Origin of the sequence: Marivita sp., assembly GCF_051859345.1 — a bacterium.
In the GTDB taxonomy this organism is placed as follows: domain Bacteria; phylum Pseudomonadota; class Alphaproteobacteria; order Rhodobacterales; family Rhodobacteraceae; genus Marivita.
Map to the genome: position 1 here is coordinate 93707 of NZ_JBHYFV010000003.1, position 18691 is coordinate 112397.

The following is an 18691-nucleotide window of genomic DNA, read 5'->3' on the forward strand; positions in this document are numbered from 1 at the left end:
TTCAGGTAAGTCCGAAAGTCGGATCAGCCGTTGACGCTGTCCTTCAGCGCCTTCGCAATGGTCATCTTGACCACCTTGTCGGCTTCTTTCTTGAACTGCTCGCCGGTGGCCGGATTGCGCACCATGCGCTCCGGACGTTCGCGGCAGTAGATCTTGCCAACGCCGGGAAGTGTCACAGCGCCGCCGCCGGATACTTCTTTGGTGATGATGCCGGTGACTGCGTCCAGCGCAGCGCCCGCAGTTTTCTTGTCGCTGCCCATTTCTTCGGCCAGAGCGGCCACAAGCTGGGTCTTGGTCATTGGTTTCGCCATTTCGTGGTCTCCTTCACTGCCCGATCTAGGGCCTCGTGTGCAAAAACTAACCGTATATTGAGGAGAAACACAACGGTTGGTAGGCCATTACTCTACGTTTTTCGCGATTTTCCGCGCTTTTCCACAGCTTTCAGGCCACAGGACCGGACGAATACGCCCCTGCAAGCCGAAAACCGAGAATCGCTTATAGAAATGCGGTCTCTTCGAAGCTGCGCAATTTCCGGCTATGGATGCGTTCCAGAGGCATATCCCGCAGGTGTTCCATGGCGTGAATGCCGATCATCAGATGCCGGGACACCTGCGTCTTGTAGAAATCCGATGCCATGCCCGGCAGCTTCAATTCACCATGCAAAGGCTTGTCGCTGACACAAAGCAGCGTGCCATAGGGCACCCGGAACCGGAAACCGTTGGCCGCAATCGTCGCGCTTTCCATATCCAGGGCAATCGCCCGGCTTTGGCTGAGGCGCTGCACCGGTCCGCGCTGGTCGCGCAGTTCCCAGTTGCGGTTGTCGACGCTGGCCACCGTGCCTGTCCGCATGATGCGCTTCAGGTCAAATCCATCAAGCTGGGTCTCGGTCGCCACAGCGCGTTCCAGCGCGATCTGGATTTCCGCCAGCGCCGGGATCGGCACCCAGACCGGAAGGTCATCATCCAGAACGCGGTCTTCGCGCAGATAGGCGTGGGCCAGAACGAAATCCCCAAGGCTTTGCGAATTGCGCAGACCCGCACAATGGCCGACCATCAGCCATGCATGGGGACGCAGAACGGCAATGTGATCTGTTGCGGTTTTCGCATTCGATGGCCCGACCCCGATATTGACCAGCGTGATCCCGGCCCCACCTTTGCGTTTCAGGTGATAGGTCGGCATCTGGGGCATCTTTTCGACCACGGGCAATGGCGCGTCCGCCTCTGAAATCTCGGCATTTCCGGTGCTGACAAAACTCGTGTACCCGCTGTCCGGATTGGCAAGCTGGGCGCGGGCATAGGCCTCGAACTCGGCCACATAGAACTGGTAGTTGGTAAACAGAACGTGGTTCTGGAAATGATGCGGATCGGTCGCGGTGTAATGCGACAGGCGCGCCAGCGAATAATCCACACGCTGTGCCGTGAAAGGCGCCAGCGGTTCGGTGCCGTCCGGGGCAGGTTTGGCCACACCGTTGACGATATCGTCGTTTGTCGTCGCAAGGTCGGGTACATCGAACACATCGCGCAGGATAAACTCTGCCGCACCCTCTTGGGGCACTGTGATCGTGGCGTCGTTCGCCACTGCAAAGTGAACCGGCATCGGTGTATCGGACACCCCGACCTCGACCGGGACACCGTGGTTTTCATGCAGAAGCGTGATCTGCTGTTCCAGGTAATGCCGGAACAGGTCAGGCCGGGTGATGGTCGCCGCATGGGTGCCGGGATGTGACACATGGCCAAAGCTCAGACGACTGTCGACCTTGGCAAAGCTTGTCGTGGTGATCCGAACCTCTGGATAATAGGCGCGAAACCTCACGCCGGGATGGCCCAGTCTCATCGCGGTCTGAAAGCTGTCACACAGAAACCGGATCGAAAGGTCATACAACGCGCACAGCCGATCAACGGCTGCCTTGGGATCATCGAACCGCTCGGGCGCGGGGGCCTCCGGAGTGATAACGTCCAGATTGATCGAACGGTCCTGCATGTACTGCCTTTCTTGCGTCTTCACCTGCTTAGAGTGCAGGTTGACAGGTCAATGACACGGGATCAAGCTGGCCGCAATCGCGCCGGGGGGATTGCAGCCTGATGGATTACGAAACGGTCTCACCCCAAGACTTCGGAGCGAGCCTGCGTGGCATCGGTTTGAACCTGCTGACACGCGATGTGCGGCGCATGGCGCAGCAGCTTGAGGATGTGTTCGCCATGTCGGTGCATCGCCTCTCGGACGACTTTGCGATCATGTGCTATGGGGATCAGGTGTTCCAGCTGCACGCCGACGCAACCTACGGTGAAAACCCCCTGCTGGGCCTGTTGCCAGAAAACCCGCCGCGCGGCGCTGGTCTTGAAATCCGGCTGTACGACACCGACCCGGACACAGCGCATGATCTGGCCAGAAAAGCTGGCTTTGCCGTGTTGCACCCACCCGCCGACAAGCCGCATGGCCTGCGCGAATGCACCCTGCTGTGTGCCGACGGCTATGCGTGGGTGCCGTCCCGCCCGCTCTGACGCTCCTCCAGACAGCACGCGCAATTTGGGATGCCTCGATCCTCAAACGCCAACAGCGCCTCCACGACGGGGCGTCAGGTCTGCAACAGCCGATGTCACTCACGCCTTGACTCTGACCTCTGGACAGCTTGCTTTATGCGCAACAACAGGAGCTTTATATGACCGTCACCCATCTCGCCCGAAACATGGACCATTGGCAGGAACGCGTCGATCTGGCGGCAGCATTTCGGTGGACCGCGCGTCTGAACATGCACGAAGGCGTGGCCAATCATTTCAGCCTGTCGATCAATGATGACGGGACGCGGTTCCTGATGAATCCCAACCAGATGCACTTTGCCCGCATCAAGGCCAGCGACCTGCTTGTCGTGGATGCCAATGATCCGGACACGCTCAACGGCCCGAACGCCCCGGACCCGACGGCTTGGGGGCTGCATGGCGGGTTGCACCGGCACTGCCCGCATGCGCGCTGCGCGATGCATGTGCATTCGATCCACGCCACTGTTCTGGCCTGTCTGCAAGACCCGAGCCTGCCTCCGATCGACCAGAACTGCGCGACCTTCTTCAATCGCACTGTGATCGACACCCATTATGGCGGGTTGGCCTTCGAGGAAGAGGGCGAACGCTGTGCCCAGTTGTTCACCGATCCAAAACAAAAGGTCATGATCATGGGCAATCACGGCGTCATGGTGATTGGCGACAGCGTGGCGGACACGTTCAATCGGCTCTATTACTTTGAACGCGCCGCCGAGACCTATATCCGGGCGTTGCAAACCGGCCAGCCGCTCAAGGTGCTGTCCGACGAAGTGGCCGAAAAAACTGCCCGTGAACTGGAAGGCTACCCAGAGCAGGATGCGCGCCATCTTTCTGAGCTCAAAACTATTTTGGACGCCGAGGGATCCGATTACGCTGCCTGAGCGTTGGTCATGTGGTGACCCTTTTTGGTCCGCTGCTTGTAATTCAAGATTATAGAACCACGTTCGCATTATGGAAAAGACTTTGCTCTCCCTCGGCCACGGTTACAGCGCGGCATACCTTGCCAGGCGCTTGCTGCCGCATGGGTGGCGTATCGCCGGAACCACCCGTGATACGGACCGGTTCGAGGAACTTCATGCGCAGGGCATCACGCCCCTGCTTTGGGACCGTGAGGCGATCCTCCCATGGCTGGAAAACGCCAGCCATGTCCTGGTGTCGGCAGGGCCAACCGAAACGGGTGATCCCGCACTTTCCTTGATGAAAGCGGACATCACCGCGCTGGCCGGCCGTCTGACATGGGTCGGCTACCTGTCCACAACCGGGGTGTATGGCGATGCACATGGCGATTGGGTCGATGAAAGCGCACCGCTGACTCCGGCGACCGAACGCGGCAGACGCCGGGTCAGCGCAGAAGCCGCGTGGGCGTCCATTCCCGACCTGCCCCTTCATATCTTCCGTCTGGCGGGCATCTATGGTCCGGGGCGCGGCCCGTTCGCAAAGGTCCGCGACGGCACAGCGCGCAGGATCATCAAACCGGGTCAGGTCTTCAGCCGCATCCATGTCGAAGACATTGCGCAGGTTCTCGAAGCGTCGATGACACATCCCAAACCGGGAACGGTGTACAACCTCTGCGATGACGATCCGGCCCCGCCACAGGATGTGATTGCACATGCTGCCACGCTTCTTGGCGTTGCGGCACCCCCGGAAATGGCCTTTGACGAGGCTGAAATGTCACCAATGGCGCGAAGTTTCTATTCCGAAAGCAAACGCGTTCGAAACGACCGAATCAAATCCGATCTGGGTGTCACTCTGAAATATCCCGATTACAAGGCTGGTCTCGCTGCAGTCCTGGCCGCAGAAAAGGCCAGACGGTGACAGCCGACCCATCCGCACCAAGATCGCTGACCAGCCTTCTTGATGCGCTTGACCCAGACCAGTCGGTTACCGGTGCAGACCCGCAAAACCGCGATGCGCATGACGGCCTGACCATTCAGGCGATGCTCGACCGGGTTGGCGCGCGCTCTTTTGGCGCTGCTTTGCTGGTGCCGTCTTTGATCCTTGTGTCGCCGCTGTCGATCATCCCGCTGATGCCGACAATTGGCGGGCTGGTGATCCTGACCATCGCCACACAGGCGTTCTTCGGACGCAAGCACCTGTGGCTGCCAGGAATTCTGGCCAATCGCAGGTTGAACGGGCATCAGTTGTCCCGCGCGGTTCAATACCTGCGCAAACCGGCTGCCTGGCTTGACCGGAACAGCCGCGACAGGCTGCGTTTTCTCTCGGGGCCGCCTCTGGACCGGATCGCCATTCTGGCGGTGATGATCGTCGCGGTGACGTGGCCGTTTCTGGAAATCGTGCCGATGTTCACATCCGTCAGCGCGGGTGGCGTGGCGCTTGTGGCCTTCGCGCTCATGGTGCGTGACGGGTTTGTCCTGATCGGAGGGTATTCGGTTCTGGGACTGTCTCTTGCTGTTGTGGCAGCCTTGATCGGCGGCTTGCTCTAGGCTCGCCTTCCAATCGACGCCACGTTCATCACATCCAGCACCTTCTGCACGATATGTTCCGAATTGAGCCCCGCCACATCGTACATGGCCGCAGGGCTTGCCTGATCAATAAAGACATCCGGCAGAACCATGGACCGGTATTTCAGCCCACGGTCGAACACCTCTTCCTCGGCCAGCAATTGCGCCACATGGCTGCCGAAACCACCTATCGCGCCTTCTTCGATGGTGATCAGCGCCTCGTGGTCCGCGGCCAGCTTCAGGATCAACTCCCGGTCCAGTGGCTTGGCAAAACGGGCATCCGCGACGGTCGGGCTGATTCCCTTGGCCTCAAGCGCCTCACAGGCGGTCATCACCTCGCCCAACCGGGTGCCAAAGGACAGAAGCGCAACCTTGCTGCCTTCGCGGATCATGCGTCCTTTACCGATTGGTAAAATTTCGCCGCGTTCCGGCATCTCGACGCCCTGCCCTTCACCGCGTGGATAGCGAAAGGCGATGGGCCCGTCATTATGCGCCACAGCGGTTGCAACCATGTGCTTCAACTCTGCCTCGTCCGCCGCCGCCATGACAACAAACCCCGGCAGGTTGGCGAGGTAGGCAACGTCATAGCTGCCCGCATGGGTCGCGCCATCGGCGCCGACAAGCCCCGCGCGGTCGATGGCAAAACGCACCGGCAGGCGCTGGATCGCCACGTCATGCACCACCTGGTCATAGCCGCGTTGCAGGAACGTCGAATAGATCGTGCAGAACGGCTTCAGCCCCCCGGCCGCAAGACCCGCACAAAACGTCACGCCGTGCTGTTCCGCGATCCCCACGTCGAAGGTGCGCGACGGGTAGCGTTCGGCAAAAAGGTCAAGCCCGGTGCCATCCGGCATCGCCGCCGTCACCGCGCAGATCATCGGATCGTCCGCCGCTTCCCGCATCAGCGCATCGGCAAACACCTTGGTGTAGCTGGGCGCGTTTGACGGCGCTTTTTTCTGTTCGCCGGTCACCACGTCGAACTTGGCGCGCGCATGGCCCCGATCGGCGGATTCCTCGGCCGGCGCATAGCCCTTGCCCTTCTTGGTCACCACATGGATCAGGATCGGCCCGTCTGCACGGTCCTTGACGGTGCGCAAAACCGGCAACAACTGGTCCAGATCATGCCCGTCAATCGGACCGACATAGGAAAAGCCCAGCGCCTCGAACAGTGTCCCGCCAATGGCCATCCCCTTGAGCATGTCTTTTGCCCGCTTCGCCCCTTCGCGGAACGGACCGGGCAAAAGGCTCACCGCGCCTTTGGCAGCGGCCTTGAAGTCCTGAAACGGCGCACCGGCATAAAGCTGCGACAGGTAGGATGACATCGCGCCAACAGGCGGCGCAATGCTCATCTCGTTGTCATTCAGAATGACGATCAGCCGTTTCTTGAGATGGCCGGCGTTGTTCATCGCCTCATACGCCATGCCCGCGCTCATCGCGCCATCTCCGATCACCGCAATCGCATCACCATGACCGGTGTCGCAATTCCCGCCCAGATCCCGCGCCACGGCAAAGCCCAATGCGGCGGAAATCGACGTCGAACTGTGCGCGGCGCCAAACGGATCGTAAGGCGATTCCGACCGCTTGGTGAAACCCGACAGCCCCTTTTCCTGACGCAGCGTGCCCATGCGGTCGCGCCGCCCGGTCAGGATCTTGTGGGGATAACACTGATGCGACACGTCCCAGATGATCTTGTCGCGCGGCGTGTCGAAAATCGAATGCAGTGCCACGGTCAGCTCTATCACACCAAGCCCTGCGCCCAGATGTCCGCCAGTCCGGGACACAGCCGCAATCGTGTCACGGCGCAGCTCGCCTGCCAATTGTTCAAGTTGCGCGTCCGAAAACCGTTTCAAATCAGCTGGTGAAGAGACAGTGTCCAGAAGCGGAGTGTCTGTAGTGTGGGACATGTACCGCGCCTCCGGGTCGCATCAGGTGTCGCGCGAGATAACGAACTGCGCGGCATCATTCAAGGTTTGCGCCCTGTTTCCATAGGGTGACAAGGCATCACAGGCCGCCTCGACCAGTTCCGCTGCACGTTGTTTTGCGCCGTCCAGACCCAGCAAGGACACAAAGGTGGCCTTTCCGCGGTCCGCGTCTTTGCCAACCGCCTTGCCTACGGTGGTTTCATCGCCTTCGACATCCAGAATGTCATCGGCAATCTGAAACGCCAGACCAAGCGCGGTTGCGTAATCCGTCAAGGGCTTGGGATCGACTTTCGCAAGGCGCGCGCCCGCCTCTGCCGACCACACGATCAACGCCCCCGTCTTGCCCGCCTGGAGCGCCGTGATCTGATCAAGGCGCAGCGGTGAATCTGCTTTTTCTGCCGCAATATCAAGCGCCTGCCCCAACACCATCCCGGCGCGGCCAGAGGCACGCGCAAGGCTCAGCGACAAGTCTGCACGCACTGCCGCATCCGGATGGCAGCCCGGATCAAGCACCAGTTCGAATCCGAATGTCTGCAGCGCATCCCCAACCAGAACCGCGACACCATCATCCCACTTTCGATGCACCGTCGGCAGCCCCCGCCGCAGATCATCGTCATCCATGCAGGGCAGATCATCATGCACCAGACTGTAGGCATGGATCGCTTCGATCGCCGCCGCTGGCCAGATCGACTGCTCTTCGGGGATCGCGAACAACCGCGCGCTTTCCATCACCAGAAACCCGCGCAGGCGTTTGCCACCGGACACCGCATAGCGCATGCCCTGATGGACAGGCAAATCCGACGCGTCCCCCAGAACATGAACCAGATGCGCTCCGATCCGGTCAGCATCGCGGCGCAGGGCATCAGCGAACATGGGCTGGCCTCACTCAGGATCGAACGGGGCTGTCCCGGTTGGTTTGCCATCCGCATCCAGCGTGATCGCGGCGACCTTTTCCTGCGCTTCGTTCAGCTTGGCCTCACAGCGCTTTTTCAAGGCCGCCCCGCGTTCGTACAAGGCAATGGATTCCTCCAGCGCCACATCGCCACGCTCCAATTGGCCCACCACGTTCTCAAGCTCGGCCATCGCGGCCTCGAAGCTCATCTCGTCTACCGGTGTGTCGCTCATGACGCGGCCTCCATCAGTTCTTCCACATGCGCGCGCGCACTGATCGCAAGCGCAGACAAATCATACCCGCCCTCAAGTGTCGAGACGACCCGCCCCTCACACAGCTCTGCCGCCAATGCGCAGAGCTCCTTGGTCAACCAGCGGAAATCCTCGGTCGACCATTGCAGTTCCGCCAGGGGATCATCCTGATGTGCATCGAACCCGGCAGAGATGAGGATCAATTCTGGTTTGAACGCCCGCAATCGTGGAAACACCTGCGCCTCATAGGCGGCCCGCATCTCGGCCCCGCCAGATCGCGGCGGCAGCGGGATGTTCAGGACGTTGTCATGCGCCCCCCGCTCTGTTGGATCGCCAGAGCCAGGCCACAGCGGCATCTGCTGGCTGGTGATGGTCAGCGCGCGCGCCTCGTTCCACAAAAGATCCTGTGTCCCGTTGCCGTGATGCACGTCGAAATCGACCACCGCCACACGCAACAGCCCATGCGCCTCAAGCGCGTGTTTCGCCCCGATGGCGGCATTGCCGAACAGGCAGAACCCCATTGGCGTCGCGGTTTCGGCGTGATGTCCAGGTGGGCGGATCGCGCAAAAGGCGTTCCCCACCTCGCCGTCCAGCACCATGTCCACCGCGCGCACCACCGCACCGGCCCCGCGATACGCGGCGTTCAGACTGCCAGGTGACATCCATGTGTCGGCGTCAAGCTGGACAGCCCCCTCGGACGGCTGGGCCGCCGCGATGGCATCCAGATGCGCCTGGGGATGCACATACAAAAGATGCGCCGCGTCCACCAAAGGCGCGCCTTCGCGCTGCAACTCCAATCCCTGCAAGGCATGCAACACATGCTCCAGACGCGCCACACGCTCCGGATGCCCCTCGGGTGTCACATGTTCCAGACAATCGGCATGTGAAATCAACGCGGTTGTCATGTCCCGTCCCCCTGCTTCTTCTTTTTACAAATATGCAAATCCGACCTGTCAGTCAGGTGCAAGCATATACCCTGCACCGCGCACGGTCTGCAAATAGCGCGGCTGCTTGGGATTGTCCTCAAGCTTGCGGCGCAGGCGGGTGATCTGCACATCGACCGCACGTTCCTGGCTCTGACCGCGATCCCGGCCCAGTTCTTCCACCAGTTTCGTCCGACTGAGCGCGATTCCCGGTTTCGCGGCAAAGACCTTCATCAACTGGATCTCGGTCGAGGTCAGCCGGACAAGGGCTTCACCCCGCCACATCTCGGCGCGTTCGGTGTCATACCGGATCGGCCCAAGGTTCAGGTATTTCGGCGAACCGACATCCGCCGCAAGTTCCGGCATCCGGCGCAGGATCGCATTGATCCGTAACAGGAGTTCTTTCGGCTCGAAGGGTTTGGCCAGGTAATCGTCCGCCCCGGCCTCGAGCCCCGCAATCCGGTCCTCGGTTTCGGCCCGCGCCGTCAGAAGCAGGATCGGAGTGGACGACCTTTCCCGAATGTGCCGCGTCAGGCTGATGCCATCTTCGCCGGGCATCATCACATCCAGCACGATCAAATCGAAATCCAGCCCCAGCAATATGCGCCGTGCATGGGCCGCGTCGCGCGCGGCACTCACCAGGAACCCGTTCCGGATCAGGAATTTCTGCAACAGCCCACGGATGCGTTCGTCATCGTCAACGATCAACAGGTGCGCATCAGGATCGGCCATCTCAGCGCCCCTCTCTCAGGGCGAGATAGGCGTGGCGCATGTCCTCGTCCATCATCGCTTCAAGAACGGTTCTGAACCCGGCAACCGCTTCGGGTCCGGCCTTGCGATAGGCGTCGCGCATCCGCACCCGCTGGGCGTCGGACAATTGCTGCTCCAATGCCTGTCCCGCCTCCGTCAGCGTCAAATGCCGCTCCCTCTTGTCGCTCCGCCCCACATGGCTTTCGACAAGACCATCTTCGATCAAGGTGCGCAACACACGGTTCAGCGATTGCTTGGTGACCCCGAGAATGGCAAGAAGATTATTGACCGTGGTTCCCGGCGCGCAGTGAATGAAATGGATGGCGCGATGATGCGCGCGCCCGTAAGACATGCCTTCAAGAATGCGGTCCGGATCGGCGGTGAAACCGCGATAGGCAAAAAACATCGCCTCGATCCCCTGTCGAAGCTGTTCATCTGTCAGATAAAGCAAGGCTTGTCCGCCGATTGTACTGGTGCCTTGACCCTCTGCCATTCCGAACCTCCGGACGTCTTTTCAGTTGGGCGTCAATTTATGTCAGTCTTGTTGACATTCCAAGGATCAAATGGTAGCGAATCTCAGTTTTGGCGCAACAATATGTCCGATGCGGACCTAATTTGCGCAATTTTTGGAAATCCGGGCGAGGAGAATGGAAATGGCCGGAACGTATGATGACCGCGATGGAAAGATCTGGATGGATGGCCAGATGATCGACTGGCGCGAGGCCAATGTCCATATTCTGACCCATGCAATGCACTATGCAAGCTCGGTTTTCGAAGGAGAGCGCGCCTATAACGGCAAGATTTTCAAGTCGCGCCAACATTCGGAACGGCTCAAGCGGTCGGCGGAAATGATCGACTTCGAAATCCCCTACACGGTCGATGAAATCGAGGCGGCCAAGGCGGCGGTGCTGGAAGCCAACGGCAAACCCGACGCCTATGTGCGCGCGGTGGCCTGGCGCGGTGTCGGCGAAGACATGGGCGTCGCCTCGGCGCGCAACCCGGTCCGCATGGCGATCGCAACCTGGGAATGGGGTGCCTATTACGGCGACGCCAAGATGAAAGGCGCAAAGCTCGACATCTCCAAATGGAAACGCCCGTCGCCCGAAACAATCCCCAGCCACGCCAAGGCCGCTGGTCTTTACATGATCTGCACCATGTCCAAACACACCGCCGAGGCCAAAGGCTGTTCCGACGCGATGATGTTCGACTATCGTGGCTACGTTGCCGAAGCGACGGGTGCCAACATCTTCTTCGTCAAGGATGGCGAAGTCCACACACCCGACCCCGATTGCTTCCTCAACGGAATCACCCGCCAGACGGTCATCGGCATGCTGAAAGAGCGTGGCATCACGGTGCATGAACGTCACATCATGCCGGAAGAGCTTGAAGGCTTCGAGCAGTGCTGGCTGACAGGAACCGCCGCCGAGGTGACACCGGTTGGACAGATCGGTGATTACACGTTCGAGGTTGGGGCCCTGACCCGCGACATCTCGGAAAGCTACGAAAAGCTGGTCCGCCTCTGATCGGGTAGGTTTCGCGACGAATCAAAAAAGGCCTTGCATCGCGATGATGCAGGGCCTTTTTCATTTTCGGTGCCAAGAGACTTCGAAGTCTCTTGCAAGCGTTTTCGAGAACGCTTGCGCCCTTATCCCGGCGACATGCCCCGGAGCTTTTCGGAACGCCGCCGCAAAATCTCGACCGTAGTCAGAAGACAGATCGAAATGCCCACAAGAATCGTCGCCGCCGCCAGAATGGTCGGTGAAATCTGCTCGCGCAGACCGGTGAACATCTGCCATGGCAGCGTCTGCAATTCGGCCGACCCGATGAACAGCACCACAACCACTTCGTCAAACGAGGTGATAAAGGCAAACAGACCACCGGAAATCACCCCCGGCAGGATCAACGGCATCTGTACCTTGAAGAAGGTCGTTACCGGGTTTGCCCCCATATTCGCCGCGGCCCGCGTCAGCGATTTGTCAAAGCCGACCAGCGTCGCCGTCACGGTGATGATGACAAAGGGAATGCCCAGCACCGCGTGCGCCAGGACGATCCCCCAATAGGTGCCCACGAGGCCGATCTTGGAATAGAAGAAATACATGCCGGTCGCCGAGATGATCAGCGGCACGATCATCGGCGAAATCAGGATCGCCATGATCGCGCGTTTGCCGGGAACGTGGCTCTGGCTCAGACCGATTGCTGCCAGTGTGCCAAGCGACACCGAGATAATCGTCGCCACAGGGGCCACCATCAGCGAATTCTTCACCGCACTGGTCCATTCCGGGTTGGTCAGGAAGTCGCGGTAGTGCTTCAGCGAATATCCCGCAGGGTCGAAACGCAGCATTTCCGGCGTGAAGGTAAAGAAGTTCTGCGCGTTGAACGACAGCGGCATCACCACGATGATCGGCGTGATCAGAAAGACAAAGATCGCGCCACAGATCACCCGGAACGAATAATGCCACAGCACCTGTCCCCCGGTCAGGTACGGCACCAGATGCGCGCGATACCGCCCCATGCCGACCCAATAGATGAACCAGCCGAAGAACCAGCCGAACAGCCCACCCAGAATAAATCCGGGCAAACCGCTGAACAGGAACCCCGCCACCGCGCCCAGCGCGATCAGCCCCCAGCGCAGCGGCTTTTCCAGGTCTTTGCCAAGAACCTGCATTGCAGCAAACGCAAGGGCTGCCATCAGCACGGCCCCCACGATGATGCCCATGAGCCCAGATCCCTGCGCGGTTCCGATGAACAGCCCCGCAAAGGCACCGGCGGCGGCAAGCACACCTGCTGTGAACCCGATGGGCTTTTTCTCGATTGGTGTGAGAATGGCTTCCGACATGGCTCAGCCCCCCAGTTTCACGTTGTCGATGCCGACGATCCGGTCATACGCCCAGTAGAGCAGCAGAACCACCACCAGCAGGATGGACCCCAATGCGGCCGCAAGACCCCAGTTGAGCGAGCTCGAGATGTGATAGGCGATCCGGTTCGAGATGAAGATACCCGACGTGCCCCCAACGATTTCCGGCGTGATGTAATAGCCGATCGACAGGATGAAGACGAGGATCGACCCCGCACCGATGCCCGGCACGGATTGCGGGAAATAGACCCGCCAGAAGGTTGTCCAGTTGGTGGCTCCCAGCGACTTGGCCGCGCGCACATAGGTGTGCGGGATCGTCGACATCACGGAATACATCGGCAGGATCATGAAGGGCAGCAGGATGTGTGTCATGGCGACAATCGTGCCGAACTGGTTGTTGATCATCACCAATCGGCCATCATCGGCGACCATGCCCAGCCAGACAAGGACGTCGTTTATCACCCCCTGCTGTTGCAGCATCACCTTCCACGCCGAGGTTCGCACCAGAAGCGATGTCCAGAAGGGCAACAGCACAAGGATCATCAGCAAGTTGGCTTTGCTGGCGGGCAGGTTCGACAGCAGATAGGACACAGGATAGCCCAGCAGGATACAGCTGATCGTGATGACCATACTCATGAACATCGTGCGTTGGAAAAGAAGGCCGTAAATGCGTTCGTCTTCGTCGCGCAGTTCCGGACCATCGGCCGACTTCTGCATGTCAACAGAATTCAGAAAATATCCCGATGTGTAGGACGGGCTGTATGTCTTGATGGTCTGCCAGATTTCCGGCGCAACCCAGTCTTCGTCAATCGCTTCAAAGCCGTCACGGAATGCGATGGTTTCGAAATCCGGGCTGTCGACCAAAGCCTTTGCCGCCCGCAGCATGTCCGCGCGCGGGCCGGAATATCCTGACACGTCACCTGCGGAGAGGTCTTGATAAAGCGCGGTGTGAACCACGCTCCAGGGCTCTTCCTCGAGCGGGTTGTCACCTTCCTCGGATTGCATGTAGCGGGCAAAAATCTCGTAGGATTCGGCGGTCCGCGGCAGCAGTTCGGCAATGTCCGAGCGCAACTCGAATTGCGGCATGTCACTTTCGCCATCCCAAGCTTCTTGCGCAGCAATCCAGTCGGGATCGCCCATCAGGTCGGCCCAGGGTCGCGCTTCGTCCCAATCGCTGTTGAGATCTTCGAACTGACCCTGATACACCTCGCCGATGTCATCAATGCCACGGCCGGATTTGCGGAACATCGACGATGCGCCTGTCTGTTCGTAATTCAGACGCGACCCAAGACGGGTGTGCAGCTTGCGCTCTGCGGCGTAGAACACATCGTAATAGGCCGCTTCGAACACCTCGTCTCCGGGCACCTAGCCAGAGCTGGCATCGTAATCGTCCAGCGCCATGACCGTGCGCGGCAGCGTATCGCCGACGATCTGGTTTTCGACCGACCGGAACAGCATGTCCCCGATGGGCGCGATAAAGCTGACCAGCACAAAGATCAAAAGCGGCGCGATCAAGGCCAGCGCCCGCAGTTTCTGCGCCCGCAGCGCCTTGTTCAAAGATCGTTTGAGCGGAGTGCCATCCGCCGCGAGGACCGGACCGTCATCTGCCTTGTCCGCCGCGCGCAGCGCGTTGTCGGGCGTCGGCCCTGTGATCTTGTCAGGTTCGGTTGCTGCGTCCGTCATGGATCAGGTGCCCTCGACTAGAATGATTGTGCTTGTTGCGGTGCGACGGCGTATGTCCGCGACCTCTTGGTAGGCAGGATCGTGATACGCGCGCTTCGCGGTTTCGAAATCATCGAATTCAATAACAACATGGCGGGTTTGGGTGTCGCCTTCCACCGTTTCGGACTGCCCGCCCCTTACGATGAATCTTGCTCCAAAGCTTTCAAGGATCGGCGTGTCGCGCTCGATGTATTCCTTGTAGGCTTCGGGGTCGTTCACCGTGATGTGGCCGATGATATAGCCTTTGGGCATTCTGCTGTCCTTTTGGTGCAGGATGGGCAGCGCTGCCCATCCCTGTCGTGTCAGGATGGGCCGTTTGGCCCACCCCGAACCCGTTTCGGGCTTATTGCGCCAACCAAGCCTGGAACTTCGCGTCGATGTCGTCGCGATAGTCAGCCCAGAACTCGTAGTTGTAGACAAAGGTGTTCTGCGCGTTTTCCGGGTTGGTCGGCATGTGCGGACCCATCGGAATACCCAGCTCGGCGTGATCCCCCACAAGCGGTGCAGAGCTTACGCGCGCCGGACCGTAAGAGATGTAAGCTGCCTGATCCGCCAGACGCTGCGTGTCAGTCGCAAAATTGAGGAAATCAAGCACGCGTGCCAGACGATCCTCGGGCAGATCGGCAGGAATGATCCAACCGTCAAGGTCGAACACCTGCGCGTCCCACATCATCGCAACCGGCTGATCCTGCTCTTCGATCACGCTGAACAGACGGCCGTTATAGGTCGAGCCCATGAAGATTTCGCCATCCGCCAGAAGCTGCGGCGTGTCCGCACCGGCAGACCACCAGATCACGTCGTCCTTGATGGTGCCAAGCTTGGCAAGCGCCTGGTCCTGACCTTCGTCGGTTTCCAGAACGTCGTAGACGTCTTCCTTGGCCACACCGTCGCAGAGCAGTGCCCATTCCATGTTGTTGATCGGACGCTGTTCCAGCGACCGCTTGCCCGGATAGGTTTCCAGATCGAACACGTCGCAGATATCATTCGGCGCCTCGGCACCTTCCGGCACCATGTCGGTGCGATATCCGAACGTGGTCGAGTAGGCGATCTGAGGGATAAAGCAGTCAGACACGATCAGGTCACCGAAATCGTCGGTGGCAGAGGTGCCATCGGGCGCCGCAGCAAGGATCTCGTCGTGATCCACTTCCATCGCCAGGCCTTCGTCGCACAGACGGATGGCATCGGCGGCGACAACGTCAACCAGATCCCAGGTCACGTTGCCCGCTTCGTTCATGGCGCGCAGTTTCGCCACGGCCTCGTTCGAGCTTTCGTCCCAGGACGCAGACACCTCGGGGTGCATTTCCAGATAAGGTTGAACGTAAGCCTGTTGCTGGCTGTTCTGGTACGCACCACCCCAACTGACAAGCGTCATGCTGTCCGCCATGTCCTGAGCGGACGCACCCACGGCTGCAACGGTGAGTGCGCTGGTCGCCAAAAGTGTTTTAGACAGTTTCATTAATATTCTCCCGTTTCGACCCGTTTATGAAACATGGAGCTGGTTGTCGGGCCGACCAACCAACGCCTATAATGACACAGGGCCTCATGAGACGGCCCCGCGACAATTAAACTTAGTTGGACGCGTCAAGCGCGCGACAGTCATCGGGCAACCACCCGATTTCGATCTGCGTCCCAGGTTCGAGCCGCACCTGGTCAGGTGCGTTTCTCGTCTTGATGACAAACTCGTCATTGCCCGCCACGCTGAGACGCGTCCGGAAGATATCGCCCATATACACGAATTCGAGCACTTCCGCCTTGAGCGTGTGCGCGCCTTCCTGAAGACGATCCTTGTTGATCTCGACCCGTTCAGGCCGGATCGACACGCGCGTGCGTTCCCCGACCTTGCTGACGTTGACCGGAACAGCATCAATCAATCCGCCATCATCCAGCTGGACAACGCAGGTGTTTCCCTTGATCTCGCGGACGACGCCTTCCAGCGTGTTGTTCTCGCCGATGAACTGCGCCACGAAACTGTTCTGCGGCTTCTCGTAAAGCTCGTCTGGCGGGGCAAGCTGCTGAATGCGGCCATCGTCGAACACGGCAACCCGGTCCGACATGGTCAACGCCTCGGTCTGGTCGTGGGTCACATAGACCACGGTGATGCCCAGACGGTGCGCCAGATCGGTGATCTCGAACTGCATCTTTTCGCGCAGCTGCTTGTCGAGCGCGCCCAGCGGTTCGTCCATCAGAACCAGCTCTGGTTCAAACACCAACGCACGCGCCAAAGCGATCCGCTGCTGCTGACCACCCGAAAGCTGCGCCGGTCGACGGCCCCCAAAGGCGCCCATCTCGACCATATCCAGCGCCCGCATCACCTTGGCTTCGCGGTCGGACTTGCCGATCTTGCGCACCTCAAGCGGAAAACTGAGGTTCTCCGAGATGGTCATATGCGGGAACAGCGCATAATTCTGAAACACCATGCCAATCCCGCGCTTGTGCGGCGGGATGTTGTTGATGGGTTTGCCATCCAGCCGAATGTCGCCATGGGTCGCGGTTTCGAACCCGGCCAGCATCATAAGGCAGGTGGTCTTACCTGATCCCGAGGGTCCGAGCATCGTCAGAAACTCACCCTTGGGCATCGTCAGGTTAAGGTCTTTCACGACAAGCTGTAGGCCGTCGTAGCTTTTTTGCACTCGTTCGAAAGCGACGAACGCGTCATTGTGCGACGAGTCGGGCAAAAGCGAACTCCCTGTTCTATTCACGGATTGCTTCCGTTTGTATGCTAGGAATAAATAGCGTTGCGTTCAGCTTTGCAACACGGTTGCCCATGTTTTGCGTGAGAAACCCCACCTGCAGGAAATTTGTGCAGTTCTCGGGCGAAAAGTCAGGAAATCCGCCCGCGTGATGGCTTTTCTCAGGTCAAATACGCGGGGTCTCTTTGACGAGTCTTCCCCAAATGCCCCGCAAAAACGCCGTTCTCCAGTGCGCAGAATTACGCGCTGAAACGAACTGATGGCCGATTCGCGACATGAAAACTGTGCGAAAGCGACTTTTTGCTGACGTGAAACCCGGGCTTAAACCCGGACAAGATTCGGGCACATCAGGACCATGTCTCAGCGGGCCGAAAACGGGTCATTGTGGTGCGGTTTCGGCTTTCGGATCAGCACCACACCCTAGAAGCGCCTGCGCGAACCGCCGCCACGCCGGAACGGGCAAAAACGTGACAGGACCTCATTTGCCGCTTCGCACTTGACCTGCGGTGCAGCTAAGCGTCTTTTTTAGGCGACTACATTCAAAATCGCTCAGGTGATCTATTAAGAGGCTCAAATATGGTAAAAGTGATCCTTGGCAGATTGCGCGACAGCGTTTTTCCAACCCTGTCCGTCAGCGATGTCGACACGGGTGATACACTGATCCCGCCGATCAAAGCCGCAGCCATCGAGATCGTTCCGCCCGAAGATCCCATTGAAATGCCCGGTCCACCCGCAGAACCGTTCAAGGCGCGTTTTCCCAAGAGTTCACCATCCGCACCACCGTTCATCAGCCAATCGCTCAGGTGGTCCCCGACCGCACAGGCCATGATCGTCGATCAGCTGAAACTGATGTATTTGCCGATTGCAAAGAACGCCTGCTCTTCAACCAAGCGTCTTGTCGCAAACCTTGGGGGGCTCACTCTGGAACCCGGACAGGACATCCATTTCACCTTGGACAAACAGAATACCGGGCTTCAGTTCAAGGATCGCACCGAAGCCGACCTGCGCGCCGCCTTTGCGTCGCCGGACTGGATGCGCTTCATGATCTTTCGGGATCCCATGGACCGCCTCGTCAGTGCCTATGTCGAAAAATTCGTGAACAACCGCAAGAACCCGGAACAGTGGGCGACCTGTCGAGAGGTCATCAAGACGGTTTTCGGCACGGCCGATCCGACCCCCGAGGATTTCGCGCATGGCATAACCTTCCGCGAGTTTTCAGAGTTCATCCTGTCAAGAAACCCCAAGGATCTCAACAGCCACTGGCAACCGCAGACCTTCTACATGGGGCATGTTCCGCTCACGCACATGTATGATGTCAAAGCGCTTGATCAGCTATCGGTCGATCTCAAGGACCATGTTGGCACGGATATTGATCTTCCACACATCAATATGTCCAGAAGCACGGACCGGAAATTGACCTACCTGAAAACTGCCGTCGATCTGCTTCCCGAAGACCTGCCGAACGCGCATTCCCTGAGCATTGAAAGCTTTTTAGATGAGTCCCTGCATGCACGGCTCAGCGAATACTATGCGGCGGACCTGTCGATCTACCGCCAGATCAGGAAAACGCAGGTGCAAGACGCGATCTCCTGACAAGAGACAATACCAGTATTTTGCTATGGATTGGCCACAATCCAGTCAAACTCGACCTCTAAACCCTTTGGAAACCATACCGTGCAATTCCTGTGCGG

The 18691-nt window shown here is 59.2% G+C and carries 18 protein-coding genes and 1 pseudogene; 6 read left to right on the top strand and 13 right to left on the bottom strand.

The annotated features are described in order from the left end of the window. Positions 1-23: 23 nt before the first annotated feature. Positions 24-311 (bottom strand): HU family DNA-binding protein, encoded by a 288-nt coding sequence (locus ACTIEN_RS03295; RefSeq protein ID WP_439521685.1) that lies wholly within the window; start codon positions 309-311, stop codon positions 24-26. Positions 312-495: 184 nt separating this feature from the next. Then, a complete protein-coding gene (locus ACTIEN_RS03300; RefSeq protein ID WP_439521686.1) occupies positions 496-1980 on the bottom strand; it encodes an AMP nucleosidase in 1485 nt (494 codons plus the stop codon). A gap of 101 nt (positions 1981-2081) precedes the next feature. Here ACTIEN_RS03300 and ACTIEN_RS03305 point away from each other — a divergent pair, with 101 nt between their 5' ends. From ACTIEN_RS03305 to ACTIEN_RS03320, 4 genes are all read left to right on the top strand, one after another. After that, the gene (locus tag ACTIEN_RS03305; protein ID WP_439521687.1) at positions 2082-2501 is read left to right on the top strand and encodes a glyoxalase; all 420 of its coding nucleotides are present in this window, start codon (positions 2082-2084) and stop codon (positions 2499-2501) included. Between the two features lie 158 nt (positions 2502-2659). Next, positions 2660-3415 carry a class II aldolase and adducin N-terminal domain-containing protein gene (locus ACTIEN_RS03310; protein WP_439521688.1) on the top strand — a complete coding sequence of 252 codons (756 nt, stop codon included), beginning with the start codon at positions 2660-2662 and terminating at the stop codon, positions 3413-3415. Positions 3416-3485: 70 nt separating this feature from the next. Then, entirely contained in the window at positions 3486-4349 is an 864-nt protein-coding gene (locus ACTIEN_RS03315; protein ID WP_439521689.1) for an SDR family oxidoreductase, read from the top strand. After that, positions 4346-4978 carry an exopolysaccharide biosynthesis protein gene (locus ACTIEN_RS03320; RefSeq protein WP_439521690.1) on the top strand — a complete coding sequence of 211 codons (633 nt, stop codon included), beginning with the start codon at positions 4346-4348 and terminating at the stop codon, positions 4976-4978. The genes ACTIEN_RS03315 and ACTIEN_RS03320 overlap by 4 nt, the downstream gene beginning before the upstream one ends. Here ACTIEN_RS03320 and dxs read toward each other — a convergent pair. From dxs to ACTIEN_RS03350, 6 genes are read right to left on the bottom strand one after another with little or no spacing between them, the layout of a single operon-like run. Continuing rightward, a complete protein-coding gene (gene dxs / locus ACTIEN_RS03325) occupies positions 4975-6900 on the bottom strand; it encodes a 1-deoxy-D-xylulose-5-phosphate synthase (protein WP_439521691.1) in 1926 nt (641 codons plus the stop codon). The two genes, ACTIEN_RS03320 and dxs, sit on opposite strands and share 4 nt — an antisense overlap. A 21-nt stretch (positions 6901-6921) precedes the next feature. Beyond that, complete coding sequence (locus tag ACTIEN_RS03330) at positions 6922-7791, bottom strand: polyprenyl synthetase family protein (protein ID WP_439521692.1); 870 nt, start codon at positions 7789-7791, stop codon at positions 6922-6924. A gap of 9 nt (positions 7792-7800) precedes the next feature. After that, positions 7801-8043 carry an exodeoxyribonuclease VII small subunit gene (locus ACTIEN_RS03335; protein WP_439521693.1) on the bottom strand — a complete coding sequence of 81 codons (243 nt, stop codon included), beginning with the start codon at positions 8041-8043 and terminating at the stop codon, positions 7801-7803. Then, positions 8040-8966 (bottom strand): histone deacetylase family protein, encoded by a 927-nt coding sequence (locus tag ACTIEN_RS03340; RefSeq protein ID WP_439521694.1) that lies wholly within the window; start codon positions 8964-8966, stop codon positions 8040-8042. Before ACTIEN_RS03340 ends, ACTIEN_RS03335 begins: the two co-directional genes overlap by 4 nt. 48 nt (positions 8967-9014) lie before the next feature. Next, entirely contained in the window at positions 9015-9716 is a 702-nt protein-coding gene (locus ACTIEN_RS03345) for a response regulator (protein WP_439521695.1), read from the bottom strand. 1 nt (position 9717) lies between these two features. Continuing rightward, the gene (locus ACTIEN_RS03350) at positions 9718-10227 is read right to left on the bottom strand and encodes a MarR family winged helix-turn-helix transcriptional regulator (RefSeq protein ID WP_439521696.1); all 510 of its coding nucleotides are present in this window, start codon (positions 10225-10227) and stop codon (positions 9718-9720) included. 160 nt (positions 10228-10387) lie between these two features. On the opposite strand from ACTIEN_RS03350, the gene ACTIEN_RS03355 reads away from it, so the two are divergent. After that, the gene (locus ACTIEN_RS03355; RefSeq protein WP_439521697.1) at positions 10388-11257 is read left to right on the top strand and encodes a branched-chain amino acid aminotransferase; all 870 of its coding nucleotides are present in this window, start codon (positions 10388-10390) and stop codon (positions 11255-11257) included. Between the two features lie 122 nt (positions 11258-11379). Here ACTIEN_RS03355 and ACTIEN_RS03360 read toward each other — a convergent pair whose 3' ends face one another. The 5 genes and pseudogenes from ACTIEN_RS03360 to ACTIEN_RS03380 form a co-directional block, all read right to left on the bottom strand. Next, positions 11380-12570, bottom strand: coding sequence for an ABC transporter permease (locus tag ACTIEN_RS03360; protein WP_439521698.1), 1191 nt, complete (start codon positions 12568-12570; stop codon positions 11380-11382). A gap of 3 nt (positions 12571-12573) precedes the next feature. Continuing rightward, positions 12574-14271: pseudogene (locus ACTIEN_RS03365) on the bottom strand (ABC transporter permease). Positions 14272-14274: 3 nt separating this feature from the next. Next, positions 14275-14562: a DUF1330 domain-containing protein gene (locus ACTIEN_RS03370; RefSeq protein ID WP_439521699.1), complete on the bottom strand. Its 288-nt coding sequence runs from the start codon at positions 14560-14562 to the stop codon at positions 14275-14277. A 91-nt stretch (positions 14563-14653) separates the two neighbouring features. Continuing rightward, positions 14654-15766 (bottom strand): extracellular solute-binding protein, encoded by a 1113-nt coding sequence (locus tag ACTIEN_RS03375; RefSeq protein ID WP_439521700.1) that lies wholly within the window; start codon positions 15764-15766, stop codon positions 14654-14656. 112 nt (positions 15767-15878) lie between these two features. Then, positions 15879-16985 (bottom strand): ABC transporter ATP-binding protein, encoded by a 1107-nt coding sequence (locus ACTIEN_RS03380; RefSeq protein ID WP_439521816.1) that lies wholly within the window; start codon positions 16983-16985, stop codon positions 15879-15881. A 591-nt stretch (positions 16986-17576) separates the two neighbouring features. On the opposite strand from ACTIEN_RS03380, the gene ACTIEN_RS03385 reads away from it, so the two are divergent. Continuing rightward, entirely contained in the window at positions 17577-18593 is a 1017-nt protein-coding gene (locus ACTIEN_RS03385) for a sulfotransferase family 2 domain-containing protein (RefSeq protein WP_439521701.1), read from the top strand. Positions 18594-18691 lie beyond the last annotated feature (98 nt).